Source organism: Chthoniobacterales bacterium (assembly GCA_035274845.1).
Taxonomy (GTDB): Bacteria; Verrucomicrobiota; Verrucomicrobiia; order Chthoniobacterales; family UBA10450; genus AV80.
The window spans coordinates 118,454-135,232 of sequence record DATENU010000010.1 but is presented as its reverse complement, the minus strand read 5'-3'; the positions used below and the strand labels follow the sequence as shown (position 1 = coordinate 135,232).

Here is a 16,779-nt window from a genome sequence, read left to right as displayed (position 1 = left end):
TTAGGAAAAAAGGTCCCTTCCTTCACGGCAGGATTGAACCGGCGGGATAGACAACGCCGTTTTTGATCACGGTCTCAATGTCCGAGGCGTGTTTGATGTCTTCGACGGGATTCGATTTTAGGATGACGAGATCGGCGAAGTTGCCGGGTTTGAGCGAGCCGATCTGAGGGCCCGTGTCGCCACCAAAAACTTTGGCGGCGTTGGCAGTCGTGCATTGGAGGATTTGCATCGGGCTGAGGCCGGCTTGTTTCATGAGCTGGAACTCCCGGAAAATCGCCGGGCCGTGAAGGGTGCCGATGTTTCCAGCATCGGTGCCGGTGGCAATCGTGACGCCGGCATCCTCGAGGGTCTTGAGATTTTTCAGCGCGACGTCGTAGGTCTTCTGGATGTTGTCGAGGACCAGTTGCGAATTCTCGGTTGCCTTCTTGATCCGATCCGGAACTTTGTCCGCCGGCAGTTTGGTGACGTCGAGCGACGCGATGATTTCCCGGTTGCCCCAGGCTTTTTCTTCCGGGGTGAGCTCGAGCTTGTTGGAGAACGTCCGGCCATAACGCTCGAACACCACGAGAGTCGGCGTGAGGATCGTTCCTTTCTCTTTCACCAGTTTGACGAACGCTTCGTCGACCGGTTTGTCCGTCACGCTGTGGACGAGAAGATCGGCCCCTTCCTCGACCGACGCGCGCGCCGCCTCGAGCTCTGTGGCGTGAACGGCGACTCGAAGCTTTAACCGATGGCTCTCCTCGATCACGGCATGAACGATTGGGCGGAAGACGGCGGCGGCGGCGCGGTCGGCGTCGCTCTGGCTGGTCGCGGGTGAGGGTGAGCTGCCTGGAGTTGGCGACGGAGCGCTGGCGGTGGAAGAGACGATGTACCAGATCTTGATGTAGTCGGGTTTCTGCGCGGCCAGCTTGCGCACCATTTCCCGGCCTTGCTCAGGGGTATCGATTTTGACGATCGGCGGATCTCCGAGATCAAGCTGGGGTCGCGAGACACTCGAGATGAGCGGGCCGGCGGCGGCGACTCGCGGGGCTGCCTCGGTCGAGTTCGCGATCTTGCGCATCTCGAAATTCCAGATCGGTCCGCCGATATCGACCACCGAGGTGATCCCGCACCGCAGGTAGCGCTTGAACGTGTCGGGCAGGTTCTTCTTGATCATTGCGATCTCGTCCTTGTAGGGCCTGACATTGTTCAGATCGACGCCGTCGGGCCGCGTAAAGAGACCTCCGGACTGGAAAAAGTGAACATGGGTGTCGATGTAGCCGGGCAGGATGAACTTTCCCTTCCCGTCGATAACGCGGTCGCCTTTTTTCGGAATCTCGGCGTCTCCTTCCTTGATCGCGGTGATGCGATCGCGCTCGATCGTGATAACAGCGTTCGGAGTTATCTTGCCGCTGCCGGGATCGATCGCGGTGCCGTTAAGGATGGTGATTGTCCCCGACGGCGTGGCGAAGGCGGTGGAAGCGAGACCTGCGACGGCGAGAAAAAAAGTAAAGCGTTTCATAGATAAAGAGCGAGCTGCCAATCGGCGGTCATCCTTCTATCGAGTCCTGGCCGAAATAGGAAGCGCCTCGACAAGGCGGCGCGCGCTTCGGTAAAGCGAAGGTGCCATGGACCCCTTCGAATACGTTTGCGTGCTCACCTCAATCGTGGCCGGTCTCGCCGTGGCGCGATTGGTCGGCGGTCTCGGGCAATTAATTCAGACCTGGAAACGGACGCCCGGCTATTGGGTCCACGCCTTCTGGATGGTGAACACCCTCATGACCGTCATCATTTCGTGGTGGGTCCAGTATCGCTGGCGCACGGTCGAACATTGGACGCTCTTCCTCGTCCTCTGGCTCCTGGTCGCGCCGATCAATCTCTATCTCGCTTCCGCGCTCCTTTTTCCGAATGAGCAGGAAGGCGAACCGATCCGGAGCTGGCGCGAGCATTATTTCAATCATCGGCGCGGATTCTTCCTTCTCATTGCCGGGAACTTCGTCATCGACCTGATCGATTCGTCGCTGAAAGGCTGGGAACACTTTCGCTCGCTCGGCCTGCTCTACTTCATCTCGATGGCGATGTTTATCACGCTTGGCCTGATCGCCGCCTTCACCAGGTCGGTCCGGTATCACTCGGCCTTCGCGGTCTTCTATTTCGTCTACAACGGCGCGATGCTGGGCAATAACGTCCTGAGATTGATGTAGGTCGCGCTCCTGGGCACCCAGGCATTTGCGCCCGCGCGCGTACAGCGGGAGTTTGCGCACTCAATCGGAGACAACTTATGCATTGGAAAATCCTGACTCTTTCTCTCGCACTCACTGCGTCGGCCTTCGCGCAAACGCCGGCTCCGAGCACGAGCACGAGCACGAGCACGAGCACGAGTGCAACGGGTGCAAAGCGCCCGTTCACCTTCGAGGACATGATGAAATTGAAGCGGGTCGGCGGGCCGGTGCCCTCACCGGATGGAAAATGGGTGGTGTTCGACGCGGTCGATGTCGATCTCGAGGCCAGTACGAAAATCTCGCATCTCTGGATCGTGCCGGCGGCGGGCGGGGAAGCGCGCCGGTTGAATCAGACGGCGATTCACGAAGAGCGGCCGCGGTTTTCCCCGGATGGCAAACGCCTGATCTGGACCTCGAAGGCGACCGATCCGACTCAAATCTGGATGTGCAATTTCACCGCGGAAAGCGGCGGACTCGACGGCCAGCCGCGGCAGGTGACTAATATTTCCACCGGCGCCGACGGCGCGATCTGGACGCCGGACGGGAAGAGCATCGTCTTTCTCTCCTCGGTTTTTCCCGACGCGAAAGACGACGCGGAGAACAAGAAGCGCGACGAAGAGCTGAGCAAGAGCAAGGTGAAAGCGAAGATCTTCACGAAGCTGCTCTACCGGCATTGGACTTCTTACACTGAGAACAAACGGAGTCATTTGTTCGTGGTGGGAGCCGACGCGGATGGATCGCAACCCAACACCGCTCGCGATCTGACCCCGGGCGATCACGACGTGCCGCCCTTCAACCTGGGCGGCCAGGACATGTATTCCGTTTCGCCGGACAGCCAGGAACTCGCCTACACCAGCAACATCGATGAAGTCGAAGCCACCAGCACCAACAACGAAATTTTCATCGTCCCGATGGCCGGGGGCAGCCCGAAGAAAATCTCCACGAGTCCCGGCAACGACAACACGCCGCTCTATTCGCCCGATGGAAAATATATCGCGTGGCGGTCAATGGCGCGCGCCGGCTTCGAAGCGGACAAGGAATCGCTCATCGTTTATCAACGAGCCGTTGGCCAGATGCGAAACATAACGGCCAATTGGGATCGTTCCGTCGGGAGTTTCGCATGGGGGCCTTCGACACAAGGGATCTTTTGCTCGGCGGAGGATCATGGCGAATCACCGATCTGGTCCTTGGGGCTCGACGCCAAAGAGCCAAAGAAAATTACAAACCCTTTACACGCTGACGATCTTGTCTTCTCAAAAGACGGTTCGTTGCTCCTCTTCAGTTTAAGTTCAGTCGCGGCACCCAGTGAAATCGCGCGACTGAGTTTCTCTCTAACTGAATGGGGGGATCCTCCGGTACCGATATGGGGAATTGACGTTGATCCTGACACCCTTGCGCTCACTCACATAAATGATGCGCTGCTCGCACAAATCGACATGCGACCGCTGGAGTCGTTCACATTTAAAGGCGCTAACAACGACGATGTGCAGGGATTTATGGTGAAGCCACCGGGATTCGATCCGGCGAAAAAATATCCGCTGAAGTTCTTAATCCACGGCGGGCCGCAGGGCGCGTGGGGAGATTCGTGGTCGTATCGCTGGAACCCACAATTATTCGCGGCCAGCGGCTACGTCGTGGTGATGATCAACTTTCACGGCTCGACCGGCTACGGCCAGAAGTTCACCGACTCAATCAGCGGCGATTGGGGCGGCAAGCCGTTCGAGGATTTGATGAAGGGCCTCGATTACGTGGAGAAAACGTATCCGTTCATCGACAAGAGCCGGGAGGCGGCGCTGGGAGCGAGCTACGGCGGTTACATGGCGAACTGGATCCTGGGTCACACCGATCGCTTCAAGTGCATCGTTTCGCACGACGGTGTCTTCAACACGGAATCTGCCTACGGGACCACGGAAGAGCTCTGGTTCAACGAGTGGGAATTCAAAGGCCCGCCCTGGAAGAACCGCGAGCTTTACCGGAAATTCTCGCCGCATTTGTTCGCCGAAAAGTTCAAGACGCCGACGCTGGTGGTCCACGGCCAGCTCGATTTCCGCCTCGATGTTTCCGAGGGATTTCAGCTCTTCACCACTCTGCAGCGGTTGAAGGTGCCGTCGAAAATGTTGTACTTCCCCGACGAAGGCCACTGGGTGCTCAAGCCGCAGAACTCGCGGCTCTGGTGGAAGACGGTGAACGACTGGGTCGATCAGTGGTGCGGTGCGAAATAGATTTTTCCGATGCCGAACACTGGCCGTTGCATTAGACTCCATCCGTGGAACTACCTCCGCTTACGTCGGTAATCGAAAAGGGTGAAGACGGATGGTTTGTAGCGACCTGTCCGGAACTTGGAATCGTTTCGCAAGGCGAAACAGCCGAACACGCCGAGGCGATGATCAAGGAAGCCGTGGAGCTTTGGTTGGAATGCGCCGAGGAGTCGGAAATCGAAGCAAGATTGCAGCGACGCGTGAGCGTAAAACCCTTGCAGCTGTCGCATGCCTAAGCTCCGCGTCCTTTCCGGCCGCGAACTCTGCCATCTCTCGAAGAAAACGGTTTTCGAAACATTCGGCAGCGGGGAAGTCATGTGATTATGCGAAAGGACCGCATTTCCTTTCCAGTGCCCCTTCATCGGAGCATCGATCGCGGAACGTTAGCTGCGATTATTCGGCAATCCGGATTGCCACGCGCGATATTTGAGACGGACCAATGATGCAGCCTACCATCCTGATCGTCGACGACGAGAAGCATACGCGCGACGGGTTGCGGCGTTTGCTCGAGGACGAATACGACACTTACGTGGCGGAGGACATTCGCGGGGCGATGGATGTGCTCGAGCGCGAACCGATTGATCTGATGATCACCGATCTTCGTCTCGGCGGAGATGACGGTATGGCACTGATCGAGCGGGCCCTGAAGCTGCCGCATCCGCCGATCTGCATCATGATGACGGCCTACGGCTCGGTCGATACGGCGGTCGAGGCGATGAAGCGCGGCGCCTATGATTTCGTGACCAAGCCGCTCAACCTCGACAAGGTTGAGATGCTGATCTCCCGGGCTCTGGCCAGCCGGCGGATGGAGCAGGAGAACCGGACGCTGCGGCAGCAGGTGGACGAACGTTACGGGCTGGAGAACATCGTGGGCGAATCGCCGGTGCTGCATGAAGTGCTCGATACCATCCGGCAAGTCGCGCCCTCGTCGGCGAACGTTTTGATTGAAGGCGAAAGCGGGACCGGAAAGGAGTTGGCGGCGCATGCGATCCATAACCTGAGCCGGCGAAACAAGGCGAAGTTTGTCACGGTGCATTGCGCCGCTCTCTCGCCGCAATTGCTCGAGAGCGAGCTGTTCGGACACGAACGGGGCGCGTTTACCGGCGCGCATGAACGCCGGATCGGGCGCTTCGAACAGGCGAACGGCGGCACCATTTTCCTCGACGAGATCGGGGAGATCGATGCGAGCACCCAGGTGAAATTGCTGCGAGTGATCAGCGAAGAACGCGCCTTCGAACGGGTCGGGGGAAACCAGACTTTGCGCGCGGATGTCCGGCTGATCGCGGCGACAAACAAGAACCTCGAGAAGCTTGTGGCCGAAGGAAAATTCCGGGACGATCTCTATTTCCGCCTGAACGTCGTCCATCTCACGATGCCGCCGTTGCGCGAGCGGAAGGAGGATATTCCGCTGCTGGTCCGGAGCTTTTTGCGGCATTTCTGCAAGGTGAACGAGAAACCGCTCCTCGAACTTACCGCCGATGCCATGAACGCGCTCCTGACTTATGGCTGGCCGGGAAACGTCCGGGAGCTCCGGACCGCGATCGAACACGGAGTGGTGATGGCGCGCGGTTCGAAGCTGACTGTGCGCGATCTTCCGTCCAACGTCCGCGCGGCAACCGGCGCCGCTTTGCCGGGGGGCGTTACGCCGGCCAAAGCGTTCGGTGAAAAATCGAGCGCGCTCGACCTGCACGAAACTGAGAAACGTCTCATCATGCAGGCGCTGGCCACCACGAATGGCAACATCACCAAGGCCGCACAGAAACTTGGCATCAGCCGGCGGACCTTGCATCGCAAGATTAACGACCTGAAACAAGGAGGGGCGCTTTCCGAACCGCCCACTTAAAAACGGCGGTTTATGACGCCGAAGGCAAGCTTGTGATAAACGTTGTCGACGGTCAGAGACCGCCGCTACAATGACCAGCGTGGCGCAGGCGAAAAAGATTTTCGGGACGGATGGCGTCCGGGGCGTGGCTAATGTCGAGCCGGTTACGGCCGAGACGGCATTGAAGCTCGGTCGCGCCGCCGCCCACATTTTCACGAAGCTGAATCCGCGCGAGCATCCTTCCGGGGCGCGGCCCAAGATCGTGCTCGGCAAAGACACCCGGCTCTCGGGTTACATGCTGGAAAACGCTCTCGTGGCCGGAATCACTTCGCTCGGCGTAGACGTCCTCCTGATCGGGCCGCTGCCGACGCCCGGCGTCGCTTACATCACGCGTTCGCTTCGCGCGGATGCCGGCATCGTCCTCTCGGCGTCGCATAATCCTTACGAGGACAACGGCATCAAATTCTTCCGCCACGACGGCTACAAGCTCGACGACCAGATCGAGCAGCAGATCGAAGATTTGGTCTTCAGCGGCGAGATCGATTCCATTCGGCCGACTGCCGGAAAAATCGGGCGGGCCCGGCGAATCGATGACGCGCTCGGCCGTTATGTCGAGTTTGCCAAGGCAAGTTTCCCACGCGGAATGTCGCTCGAAAAAATGCGGATCGCCGTGGATGTGGCCAACGGCGCCGCCTACAAATCGACCCCCTGCATTTTGCGCGAGCTGGGCGCCGACCTGACGGTGGTGCACGACGAGCCGAGCGGGACGAACATCAACGCCGATTGCGGCAGCACCTACCCCGCTGAAATCCAGCGCGCGGTTCGGGAAAGCGGCGCTCAAATCGGTATTACCCACGATGGCGATGCCGACCGGGCCCTGCTCTGCGACGAGAAGGGCGAGCTGGTGGACGGCGACGAGATCCTGGCGATCGCCGCGGTGGATCTGTTGGAATCAGGGCGGCTCCGGGAGCAGACGCTCGTTGCCACGGTCATGAGCAATTTCGGATTGGACGAAGCGCTCACGTCGCGGGGCGGGAAAGTGATCCGGGCGAAGGTCGGCGATCGTTACGTGATCGAGGAGATGCTGGAGCGGAATTTGAATCTCGGTGGCGAACAAAGCGGCCACATGATCTTTCGCGATTTCACTACCACGGGCGATGGGATCATCAGCGCGCTCCAGGTATTGCGGATCATGAAGGCGACGGGCCGGCCGTTGAGCGAGCTCAAGCAATGCCTCAAGAAATATCCGCAGGCGCAGCGGAACCTGAAGGTGAAAGAGAAACGCCCCCTCGAAGAGTTGCCCGCGGTGATGAAGCTGGTGGGCGACGCGGAGAAGGAGCTTTCGGGAAAAGGCCGGGTGCTCCTGCGCTACTCGGGCACGGAACCGAAGATCCGGCTGTTGATCGAGGGCCGCGAGCCGGAGCAAATAGATCGCCAGGCAAACCGGATCGCGGAAGCGATCGAGAAAGCGATAGGAATATAGGTCCTATAGGTCATATACGGCATATGAGTCTCACCCAGGTAATCGAAGCGCTCCTTTTCGCCGCCCAAAAACCGCTGACAACACGTGAGCTGGTCGCCGCCATCAAAGGCGCGGGCAGCGATGAAGACCTCCTGCCTAACGAATTCGCGAAAGCCACCGAAAGTCAGGTAGCCGTCGCTCTCGAAGAATTGAAGATCAATTACATCGAGCAGGGCCGCGCCTTCCAATTGGCGGAAAGAGCAGAGGGCTGGCAGCTCGTGAGCGATCCGGCGTATGCGTCGTGGGTTCGGCAATTGTTTCCGGCCGTCAAACCGGCGCGTCTGACTCCGCCCTCGCTGGAGACGCTGGCCATTGTCGCCTACCGGCAACCAATCACCCGCGCCGACATCGAAGCGGTTCGGGGAGTGGCCGTCGATGGCGTCCTCCAGAGCCTGATGGAGCGCGGCCTCGTGAAGATTGCCGGCCGCGCGGAAGTTCCGGGACGCCCGCTTCTCTACGAAACCACCCAGTTTTTCCTCGAACATTTTGGCCTCCGCGATCTCGACGAGTTGCCGAATGCCGAAGAATTGCGGACCCGTTACCTGCCGACGGCCCCGCGAAAAGAAACCGAGCCTGCCCCAGCCGAGCAACCACCGGCTGAACCGGCTGCGCAGGATTGACTTACGTGGCCATTTAACGACGATTTATCCGCGCAGGGCGCGTTCTGGCTTATGAAAACATTTCTCCAATTCGGCAAACTGTTGGCGTTCGCGTCGTTCTTCAGCCTCTCCGGCTGCGGGAGCTATAACCGGCTCGTCGCCCTCGAACAGACGGTGAACAAGAAGTGGGCCGATGTGCAGTCGGTCTATCAACGGCGGGCCGACCTGATTCCAAATTTGGTCAGCACCGTGCAGGGAGCGGCGAACTTCGAGAAGTCGACCCTGACGGAGGTCACGAACGCCCGGGCCAGTGTTGGCCAGGTGAAGCTCGATCCGAGCAAGGCGCCGACGGAAGCGGCCGAGCTCGAGAAATTCCAGCAGGCGCAGGGGCAATTGAGCGCGGCTTTATCGCGCCTCCTGGTAGTGAGCGAGAATTATCCGCAGCTTCGGGCGACGGAGGCATTCCAAAACCTCCAAAAGCAACTCGAGGGAACCGAGAACCGAATTTCGGTGGAGCGCAACAATTTCAACACCGCGGTGCAGGAGTACAACACGGCCCTCGCGACTTTTCCGACCAACATGTTGAACAAGATGTTTGGCTTCAAGGAACGGCCGTTCTTCAATGCCGCCCCGGGAGCGGAAAAGGCGCCGGACGTGAAATTCGATTTCAACAAACCGGCACCAGCGGTATCGCCGGCGGCGACCCCGTAAGGTAGGGACGCCGCGCGGCGGCGTCCGCCATCGATGCATATTCGGCCTATCTTCGCGGTTGGCGTAGCGCTCGTCCTTAGCGCCAGTTTGCTCATCGCGGCCGAAGTCATGCCCCCGAAGCCGGCGGGGTATTTCAACGATTACGCGAACGTCGTCTCCAAGGAGAAAGCGCTCGCTCTCAACGAAAAGCTCGCTCAGTTCGAGCGGGAAACCTCGAATCAGGTCCTCGTGGCGGTCTTCCGGAAAATGGAGACCGATTCGGACATCGCGGATTACACGCGTCGCATCGCTGAAACGTGGAAGGTCGGACAGGCGGACAAGCGCAACGGCGCGGTGCTTTTCGTCTTTGTGGACGATCGCAAGATGTTTATCCAGGTCGGCTACGGCCTCGAAGGCGCGTTGCCCGATCTCACTGCCTTCGACATCACGGAGCGGCACATTAAGCCGCGGTTCCGAACAGGAGATTATGCCGGCGGATTAGAGGAAGGCGTTGACCTGATGCAGAAAGCGATTCTCGGCGAGTACAAGGGCGATGGCCGGACCGTCCGGGAGAAAAGCCGGTCGACCACCTCCAACGGCGCTGGTGCACTTGGCTTCATCATCATGCTGATCATCGTCCTGGCGATCATGAGGCTGGGGCGGCGGCGAGGCGGATACGGCTATTCCGGCTTCGGCGGACCGTTCATTAGCAGTGGTTGGGGCAGCGGAGGCGGTTGGTCGGGCGGCTCTTCTTCATCTTCCGGGGGCGGCTTTAGCGGATTCAGCGGCGGCGGCGGCAGCTTTGGTGGCGGAGGCGCCGGTTCGGACTGGTAACTGCACCATGCGAACTCATCGGTTTATCCAGCAGCTCGAACACGATCGCATCACCAGGGCGATCAAGGATGCGGAGGCGAAGACTTCCGGGCAGATCCGGGTGTTTTTGCAGCGGGGCAGATTCGAAGACGACACGCTGGATCGGGCGGGGAAGAAATTTCTGCAGCTGGGGATGCAGAAGACGAAGGAGCGAAATGCGGTCCTGATTTTTGTCGCGCCTCGAGCCCAGAAGTTCGCGGTCATCGGCGATGAAGGAGTTCATCAGAAATGCGGCGAACAATTCTGGCAGGAGTTGGTGGCCCGCATGCGGGAGCATTTCCTCCGGGAAGACTTCACGGAGGCCCTGGTGGAGGCGATCACGGCAACCGGCCAATTGCTGGCGAAGTATTTCCCGCGAACCGGCCCGGCGACGAACGAGCTGCCGGATGAGATTGTAGAGGGCTGACTGTAGCCGCTTCGCTATGCGAAGCGTTGTAGCGTCCGCTGTCGCCAGCGGACTGGCTGGGATGCGCTGGTGACAGCGCACTCTACAACGTCACCGGCAGGCGGACGCCACAGAAGGGACTTGCGAACCCCGGTTTCTGGTGTTCATTCCCGTCCCGCAACGAGTTTTTGAAGTTGCGCCGTTGGTCCCTGGGTCTCCGTCGCTGGACGCGAGGCCGCACTCGTCAGGGGTAACCCGGCGCGAAGGAAAGGAAGAAGGCAGAATTAAGAAGGAAGAAGTGTCTTCTACAGCATTTTCTTACTTCTTACCTTTTTGCTTCTTAATTCAGATCATGCCAGTTCATTACGGTCGTTTTGAAATGCCGAAGACCCTCGTCAAAGACGAGCACGGCGCCACGGAAACCTACGCGCGTTTTGTCGCTGAACCCTTTGAAGCCGGCTACGGTCACACCGTCGGCAATTCGCTTCGCCGCGTGCTTCTCTCGTCGCTGGAAGGCGCTGCCATCACCGCGGTGAAAATCACCGGCGCGCAACATGAGTTCGCCACTCTGCCCGGCGTGGTCGAGGACGTGACCGACATCGTCCTCAATCTCAAGCGGATCAAATTCAAGGCCGCCGAACACGAGCCGCGCAAGCTCTCCCTCTCGATCAACAAGGAAGGCGAAGTCACCGCCGGCGATATCCAGCTCGTCCAGGGCTACGAAGTTCTGAATCCCGATCAGCTCATCTGCACGATGGACAAGAAGCACAAGTTCGACGCCGAGCTCGAAGTGCGCGTGGGACGCGGTTTTGCCACGGGCGATGAAAACAAGCGCGCCGATCAGCCGATCGGCCTGATCCCGATCGATTCCATTTTTTCGCCGGTCACCCGGGTGAAATACGCCGTCGAAAACACCCGCGTCGGCCAGCGGACCGATTATGACAAGCTCATCCTCGAAGTCTGGACCGATGGCCGTTTGACGCCGGACGACGCGCTTCTCCAGGCGTCCGCGATCCTGCGCCATCACCTCGATGTGTTCGTGAATTTCAACGAAGACGTGATCGAGTTCGACGAAACACCGGCCGGAGTGAGCGAGGAGAACATGAAGCTCAAGAAGCTTCTCAACATGAGCGTCAATGAGATTGAGCTCAGCGTCCGGGCCGCCAATTGCCTGAACAACGCAAACATCACCACCGTCGGCCAGCTGGCCCAGAAGACGGAGGCCGAGATGCTCAAGTACCGGAACTTCGGCAAGAAATCGCTCAACGAGATCAAGGATAAACTCCAGCAATTGCAGCTGGGTCTCGGGATGAAATTCGATCCGGGCCTGGTGGAAACCCCGATCGCCTCGGACGCCGGCATGAATGGTTCGGCCGACGACGAAAAGTAGACCACTCGTTAGGCAACTGTCAGCGTCGAGGATGAATCCATGAGACACCAAAAGAAGACTTTGAAACTGGGCCGCACCGCGGAGCACCGGAAAGCGCTCCTGGCCAACCTGGTTTGCAGCTTGATCGAGCACCAGCGGATCAAGACCACTCTCGCGAAAGCCAAGGCGGTTCGTCCCCTGGCCGAGAAGATGGTGACGCTCGGAAAGAAAGGCTCGCTCCATGCCCGGCGCACTGCGATGGCGGTGCTCCGGCAGAAGGGCGCGGTCAAGAAGTTGTTCGAGGATATCGCGCCTCGTTCGGCGACGCGAAATGGCGGATACACCCGGATCGTGAAGCTCGGCGCCCGTAAAAGCGATGCGGCGCCGGTGGCGTTCATCGAGTGGATCGACGCGCCCCTGGTCGTGGAGGAAGTGGAGCCGGAAGAAAAGGGGAAAAAGCGCAAGGGCGCCAAGGCTGAAGCCAAGAGCGAGGCGAAGCCGGACCGGAAATCCAAGAAGAGCGACGAGACCGAGACCGAGACCGAAAGCGAAGAGAAGTAGCCCAAGGAGGGGCGCTTTCCAAACCGCCCTCTTATGCGGCGAGACGCTGTCGAGCCGCCGAGACTGACCATCGCTGCGTCTCGCGGCACCTGTAGCTTCGGTCTCTGACCGTCGGTCCCACTAGATTCCAGCGGTCCCCGAACCGTCCCAAAATCGGAACGGCCTGATCCCGGCGCCGGAATATCTTCCGCGCACAGCAGAACTGCGTCTCAATTGCAATGAATTGTCGTTCAGTAGTTTATAACTTTGTTCCCGGCCGTGGCACGGGCATTGCATAAGGAAGGGTCAACCAACAATTTCTTATGAAAACAAACCCGACCAAAAACCAAGTTCGTAAATCAACCTACGCGATGCTTCTTCAATCCGAAGAGCGCAGCCTGTTTGAAATCGTCGTTTACAGCCTGCTCGTTGTGAGCGCCGTCATCGGCATCTGGCAGTTCGCTCATCTGCGCATTCCCTCGCCGTTCGCCAATAGCGAGCGCGCCGTGACCCCGATCGTTTCCCAAAGTTAATTTCGCCGCGTGGCCGCTGGCCGTTCGGTCAGCGGTGCGCGAGTCAGCGCAGGGGCAGGAGTCGCCACGCTAATTTTCCATCGGCGGCAATTTCCAAGGTCGCAACGCTAGGCGGCGCGCCCCGATTTGGCCGGGTAACGCAACCGGGATTCAGGAAGAGGACACCGTTCCGCCGCTCATTTCGTGGCACGTGCGTGTGGCCGTGCAGGACCACCTCGACCTCCTCGGGCGCATCGTCCGGAGGAATGTGGACGAGGCGAAACCGAATGCCGTTTCGCTCCAGATCGACCGTAAGGGGCCATTCGAAAGTGCCGTCGCAATTTCCCCGCACGACGGTGACGCGCGGTCCGAACGTCTCGATTGCTTGCAGAATGGCAGGCGCACAAACATCGCCCAGATGCCAGATCTCATCCGCGTCGGCCGCCATCGCTTCGACCTTCGCCGGCAGTTTATCGTGGGTGTCGGCGAGAACAAAGATGCGGAGCGACGCAGGCATTTTGGATTCTCGCACAACGGAGACAACGGATCACAAAGGTTTATTGGATCTTTCGTTGAGTTCCTTTGTGCCCGTTGTGTGATGCCCTAACGAGAGTAGATTCATCGCGTGTCATTTAAAGATTTTGGCCTTTCGACAGAAGTCGTGCGCGGCACCCAGGCGATGGGATTCACCGAGCCGACGCCGATCCAGCTCCGGGCTTTCCCGATCGTTCTCGCCGGGAAAGACTTGATCGGGACCGCGCAGACCGGCACCGGCAAGACCGCGGCCTTCGCCCTTCCGATTCTAACCCTGCTGGCCAAGCGCGGGAATTTCCGCTGCCTCGTCCTCGAGCCCACCCGCGAGCTCGCAGCGCAGGTCGAAACCGCCTTTCGCGATTACGGCCGATTCACCGATCTGCAGGTTTCCGTGGTCCACGGCGGGGTGGGCTACGGCAAGCAACGCGAGGAGGCCGCTCGCGGTGTCGACATCGTCGTCGCCACTCCGGGACGGCTGCTCGACCTCGTGGAGCAAGGCTCCCTCAGTTTTCGCAACGTCAACATTCTCGTCCTCGATGAAGTCGACCGGATGCTCGACATGGGGTTTCTCCCGGACGTGCGCCGGATCGTCGAACAAATCTCGGCCGATCGGCAGACACTCCTTTTTTCCGCGACGCTCCCGCCTGAGATCGAGCGGCTGGCCGCGTGGGTGCTGCGCGATCCGCAGATGGTGGAGATTGGAGCGCGGCGTTCGCCGGCGGAGACGGTTACGCACGCGGTTTATCCGGTCGCGGCCGAGCAAAAATTCGATCTGCTCATGGCCCTGCTCGAGCGGACGAATTTTGACAGCGCCCTGATTTTCAGCCGGACAAAGCACGGGGCGGACAAGATCGCGGTCCGGCTAAAACAAGGCCGGCACTCGGTTGCGGTGATGCATTCGAACCGGACCCAGCGCGAGCGGGTCGAAGCCCTCGAAGGATTCAAGAGTGGCAAATACGAAATCATGGTGGCGACGGATATTGCCGCCCGCGGCATCGACATCGCCGGGGTGAGCCACGTTATTAATTACGATGTTCCGGAACACCCGGAGGATTATGTGCACCGCATTGGGCGGACCGGCCGGGCCCAAAACGTGGGCGACGCTTTTACCCTGATGAATGGCGAAGAGTTGGCCTCCCTGCACTCGATCGAGCGATTCATGGGGCAAAAGATTCCCCGCCTGAAGCTGGACGGTTTCCCTTATCTCTACACGGCGCTTTTCGAGCCGGAATCGAGCGAAGGGGGCAAACGTTCCATCGGCGGCGGACGCACCCATCGCGGGTATTCATTCGGCCGGCGGCGCCGGTAAAGACGATTCGTCACGCAAAGGTCACCAAGGATCGCAAAGGTATTGGGAATTGGCCTTCCCTCTACCGATTCCGTTGTGTCCCTTGGTGACCTTTGTGTGAGAATCAATCCGCCATGAGAAAACAAGCCGTCTCGTTTGCCCTTCTCGCTCTCGCCGCAGCCAGCATCTGTCAGGCCGATCCACGAACGCTGAAACCGGAGGACTTCGCCGCCCTGCGCGACGTCGACGAGCCGAATATTTCGCCAGACGGGAACTTCGTCGCCTACGTCGTCAAGGTCGCCGACATGGAGAAGGACAAACGGCCCGGGAATCTCTGGCTGGCCAAATGGGATGGTTCGGAAAACCGCGCCCTGACTTTCGGCCTCAAAGGACAAAAGCATCCCCGCTGGAGCCCTGACGGAAAATGGATCGCGTTCTTGTCTGGCCGCGAAGACGACAACGAAAACGACCAGCTTTGGGTCCTCCCGATTGGCGGCGGCGAAGCGGAAAAGCTGACCGAAACGAAGGGCGGCGTGGAAGATTTTGCCTGGTCGCCCGATTCGAAGCGGATCGTTCTCGTCATCCACGATCCCGATCCGCGCGAGCCGGAGAAGAAAGAGAAGGAGAAAAAGACGGTCCCGCCGCTGGTGATCAATCGCCTTTTCTTCAAGAAGGACATCGACGGTTATCTCACCGAACGCTTTTCCCACCTGCAATTGCTTGATCTCGCGTCGCGCAAGGTCGAGCCGCTCACTTCCGGCAAACACGATGATCTCTGGCCTGCCTGGTCGCCGGACGGCAAAGAGATCGCGTTTGTGACGAAGCGCGGGGACGACCCGGACCGCACCGAAAACTGGGATGTCTGGGTCGTCGCGGCCGAGCGCGGGGGAAAGGAACGCCAGCTCACGACTTCGCCGGAAGCCGATCCGCATCCGGATTGGGACAGCGCGCCGGCCTGGAGTCCCGATGGGAAATGGATCGCGTATCTTCACGGTGGCGATCCGAAGAAGATCGAATACGCGGTCAATTCGCTCGCGATAATTCCAGCGGCCGGCGGCCAGGCGAAAATCCTGACCGAAAAGCTGGATCGCAATGTTTTCCAACCGCATTGGGCGCCGGACGGGAAATCGATTTTCGCGGTGGTGGAAGATGACGGCGCGCAGAATCTCATGCGGGTATCGGTCGAAGGCGGCGCGCCGCAGCCGGTGACGAATGGCCGGCGAAGAGTCACAGCCTATGACGTCAGCCGGAGCGGAAATGTTATCGTCCGCGCCAGCACCCCGGATCGTCCGTATGAAATCTTCGCCGTCGAGAAAGACAAGCTCCGCGATCTGACGAAGCAGACCGAACCGTTCCTGAAGGACTTGCGGCTCGCGCGCGTCGAGGAAACAAAATTCAAAAGCGCGGACGGGACAGAAATCCATGGCTTCGTCGTGAATCCGGTCGATCCGCCGGCTGGAGGAACAAAGCCGCCGTCGTTGCTCCGGCCGCATGGCGGGCCGCAGTCTCAGTACGCCTGCGACTTCAATTTCGAGGCGCAGCTCTTCGCGGCCAACGGCTACACGGTCATCCTGCCAAATCCGCGCGGCTCAACCGGGCGCGGCGAGAAGTTCGCCATGGGGATTTATGCGGATTGGGGCCATCGCGACGTCGAGGACGACCTCGCTTCGGTGGATGACGCCGTGACGCGCGGGCTGGCTGATCCGGATCGGCTCGGCGTCGGTGGCTGGAGTTACGGCGGCATCTCCACAAATTATCTCATCGCCACCACGACCCGGTTCAAGGCTGCCACCAGCGGCGCCTCGATCTCGAACGTGCTCGCCGGTTACGGGACCGACCAGTACCTGCGCGATTACGAAAACGAGCTCGGCGTCCCATGGAAAAACCGGGACACCTGGATGCGGATTTCCTATCCCTTTCTCCAGGCGGACAAGATTAAAACGCCGACCCTTTTTCTTTGTGGCGAAGCCGATTTCAATGTGCCGCTGCTCAATACCGAACAGATGTACCAGGCGTTGCGCAGCCTGGGAGTGCCGACGGAGCTGGTGATTTATCCCGGGCAAAACCACGGCCTGAAGAAACCGAGCTACATCATCGATCGTTACAAACGGTACTTGGAGTGGTACGCGAAATGGCTTACGCCGCCCACCACGGCCAAGCCCTGAAGACAGGGCCGCCTTCACGGA

General features: G+C 59.5%; 16 protein-coding genes. 14 read left to right on the top strand and 2 right to left on the bottom strand.

The window, feature by feature from the left end:
* Nucleotides 1-22 precede the first annotated feature (22 nt).
* Complete coding sequence (locus VJU77_05900) at nt 23-1,501, bottom strand: amidohydrolase family protein (protein ID HKP02882.1); 1,479 nt, start codon at nt 1,499-1,501, stop codon at nt 23-25.
* A 106-nt stretch (nt 1,502-1,607) separates the two neighbouring features.
* Here VJU77_05900 and VJU77_05895 point away from each other — a divergent pair, with 106 nt between their 5' ends.
* The 12 genes from VJU77_05895 to VJU77_05840 all read left to right on the top strand — a co-directional run bounded on the left by VJU77_05895 (nt 1,608) and on the right by VJU77_05840 (nt 12,792).
* Nucleotides 1,608-2,183: a hypothetical protein gene (locus VJU77_05895; GenBank protein ID HKP02881.1), complete on the top strand. Its 576-nt coding sequence runs from the start codon at nt 1,608-1,610 to the stop codon at nt 2,181-2,183.
* A 77-nt stretch (nt 2,184-2,260) separates the two neighbouring features.
* A complete protein-coding gene (locus VJU77_05890; protein HKP02880.1) occupies nt 2,261-4,423 on the top strand; it encodes a S9 family peptidase in 2,163 nt (720 codons plus the stop codon).
* 44 nt (nt 4,424-4,467) lie between these two features.
* Nucleotides 4,468-4,695 (top strand): type II toxin-antitoxin system HicB family antitoxin, encoded by a 228-nt coding sequence (locus VJU77_05885; protein ID HKP02879.1) that lies wholly within the window; start codon nt 4,468-4,470, stop codon nt 4,693-4,695.
* A gap of 203 nt (nt 4,696-4,898) precedes the next feature.
* Complete coding sequence (locus VJU77_05880) at nt 4,899-6,302, top strand: sigma-54 dependent transcriptional regulator (protein HKP02878.1); 1,404 nt, start codon at nt 4,899-4,901, stop codon at nt 6,300-6,302.
* 70 nt (nt 6,303-6,372) lie between these two features.
* Nucleotides 6,373-7,764 (top strand): phosphoglucosamine mutase, encoded by a 1,392-nt coding sequence (gene glmM / locus VJU77_05875; protein HKP02877.1) that lies wholly within the window; start codon nt 6,373-6,375, stop codon nt 7,762-7,764.
* 23 nt (nt 7,765-7,787) lie between these two features.
* On the top strand, nt 7,788-8,423 hold the full coding sequence (gene scpB / locus VJU77_05870; GenBank protein ID HKP02876.1) for an SMC-Scp complex subunit ScpB: 636 nt from the start codon (nt 7,788-7,790) through the stop codon (nt 8,421-8,423).
* A 51-nt stretch (nt 8,424-8,474) separates the two neighbouring features.
* On the top strand, nt 8,475-9,113 hold the full coding sequence (locus VJU77_05865; protein HKP02875.1) for a LemA family protein: 639 nt from the start codon (nt 8,475-8,477) through the stop codon (nt 9,111-9,113).
* Nucleotides 9,114-9,146: 33 nt separating this feature from the next.
* On the top strand, nt 9,147-9,926 hold the full coding sequence (locus tag VJU77_05860) for a TPM domain-containing protein (GenBank protein ID HKP02874.1): 780 nt from the start codon (nt 9,147-9,149) through the stop codon (nt 9,924-9,926).
* A gap of 7 nt (nt 9,927-9,933) precedes the next feature.
* Nucleotides 9,934-10,371 carry a TPM domain-containing protein gene (locus VJU77_05855; GenBank protein HKP02873.1) on the top strand — a complete coding sequence of 146 codons (438 nt, stop codon included), beginning with the start codon at nt 9,934-9,936 and terminating at the stop codon, nt 10,369-10,371.
* Nucleotides 10,372-10,702: 331 nt separating this feature from the next.
* Nucleotides 10,703-11,740, top strand: coding sequence for a DNA-directed RNA polymerase subunit alpha (locus tag VJU77_05850; GenBank protein ID HKP02872.1), 1,038 nt, complete (start codon nt 10,703-10,705; stop codon nt 11,738-11,740).
* 39 nt (nt 11,741-11,779) lie between these two features.
* Nucleotides 11,780-12,280, top strand: coding sequence for a 50S ribosomal protein L17 (gene rplQ / locus VJU77_05845; GenBank protein ID HKP02871.1), 501 nt, complete (start codon nt 11,780-11,782; stop codon nt 12,278-12,280).
* Nucleotides 12,281-12,582: 302 nt separating this feature from the next.
* Nucleotides 12,583-12,792, top strand: coding sequence for a hypothetical protein (locus VJU77_05840; protein HKP02870.1), 210 nt, complete (start codon nt 12,583-12,585; stop codon nt 12,790-12,792).
* 43 nt (nt 12,793-12,835) lie between these two features.
* Here the strand turns inward: VJU77_05840 and VJU77_05835 are convergent, their stop codons facing one another.
* Entirely contained in the window at nt 12,836-13,288 is a 453-nt protein-coding gene (locus tag VJU77_05835; GenBank protein HKP02869.1) for a metallophosphoesterase family protein, read from the bottom strand.
* Nucleotides 13,289-13,396: 108 nt separating this feature from the next.
* Here VJU77_05835 and VJU77_05830 point away from each other — a divergent pair, with 108 nt between their 5' ends.
* Nucleotides 13,397-14,614, top strand: coding sequence for a DEAD/DEAH box helicase (locus tag VJU77_05830; protein HKP02868.1), 1,218 nt, complete (start codon nt 13,397-13,399; stop codon nt 14,612-14,614).
* Between the two features lie 113 nt (nt 14,615-14,727).
* Complete coding sequence (locus VJU77_05825; GenBank protein ID HKP02867.1) at nt 14,728-16,758, top strand: S9 family peptidase; 2,031 nt, start codon at nt 14,728-14,730, stop codon at nt 16,756-16,758.
* The last annotated feature ends 21 nt before the right edge of the window (nt 16,759-16,779 follow it).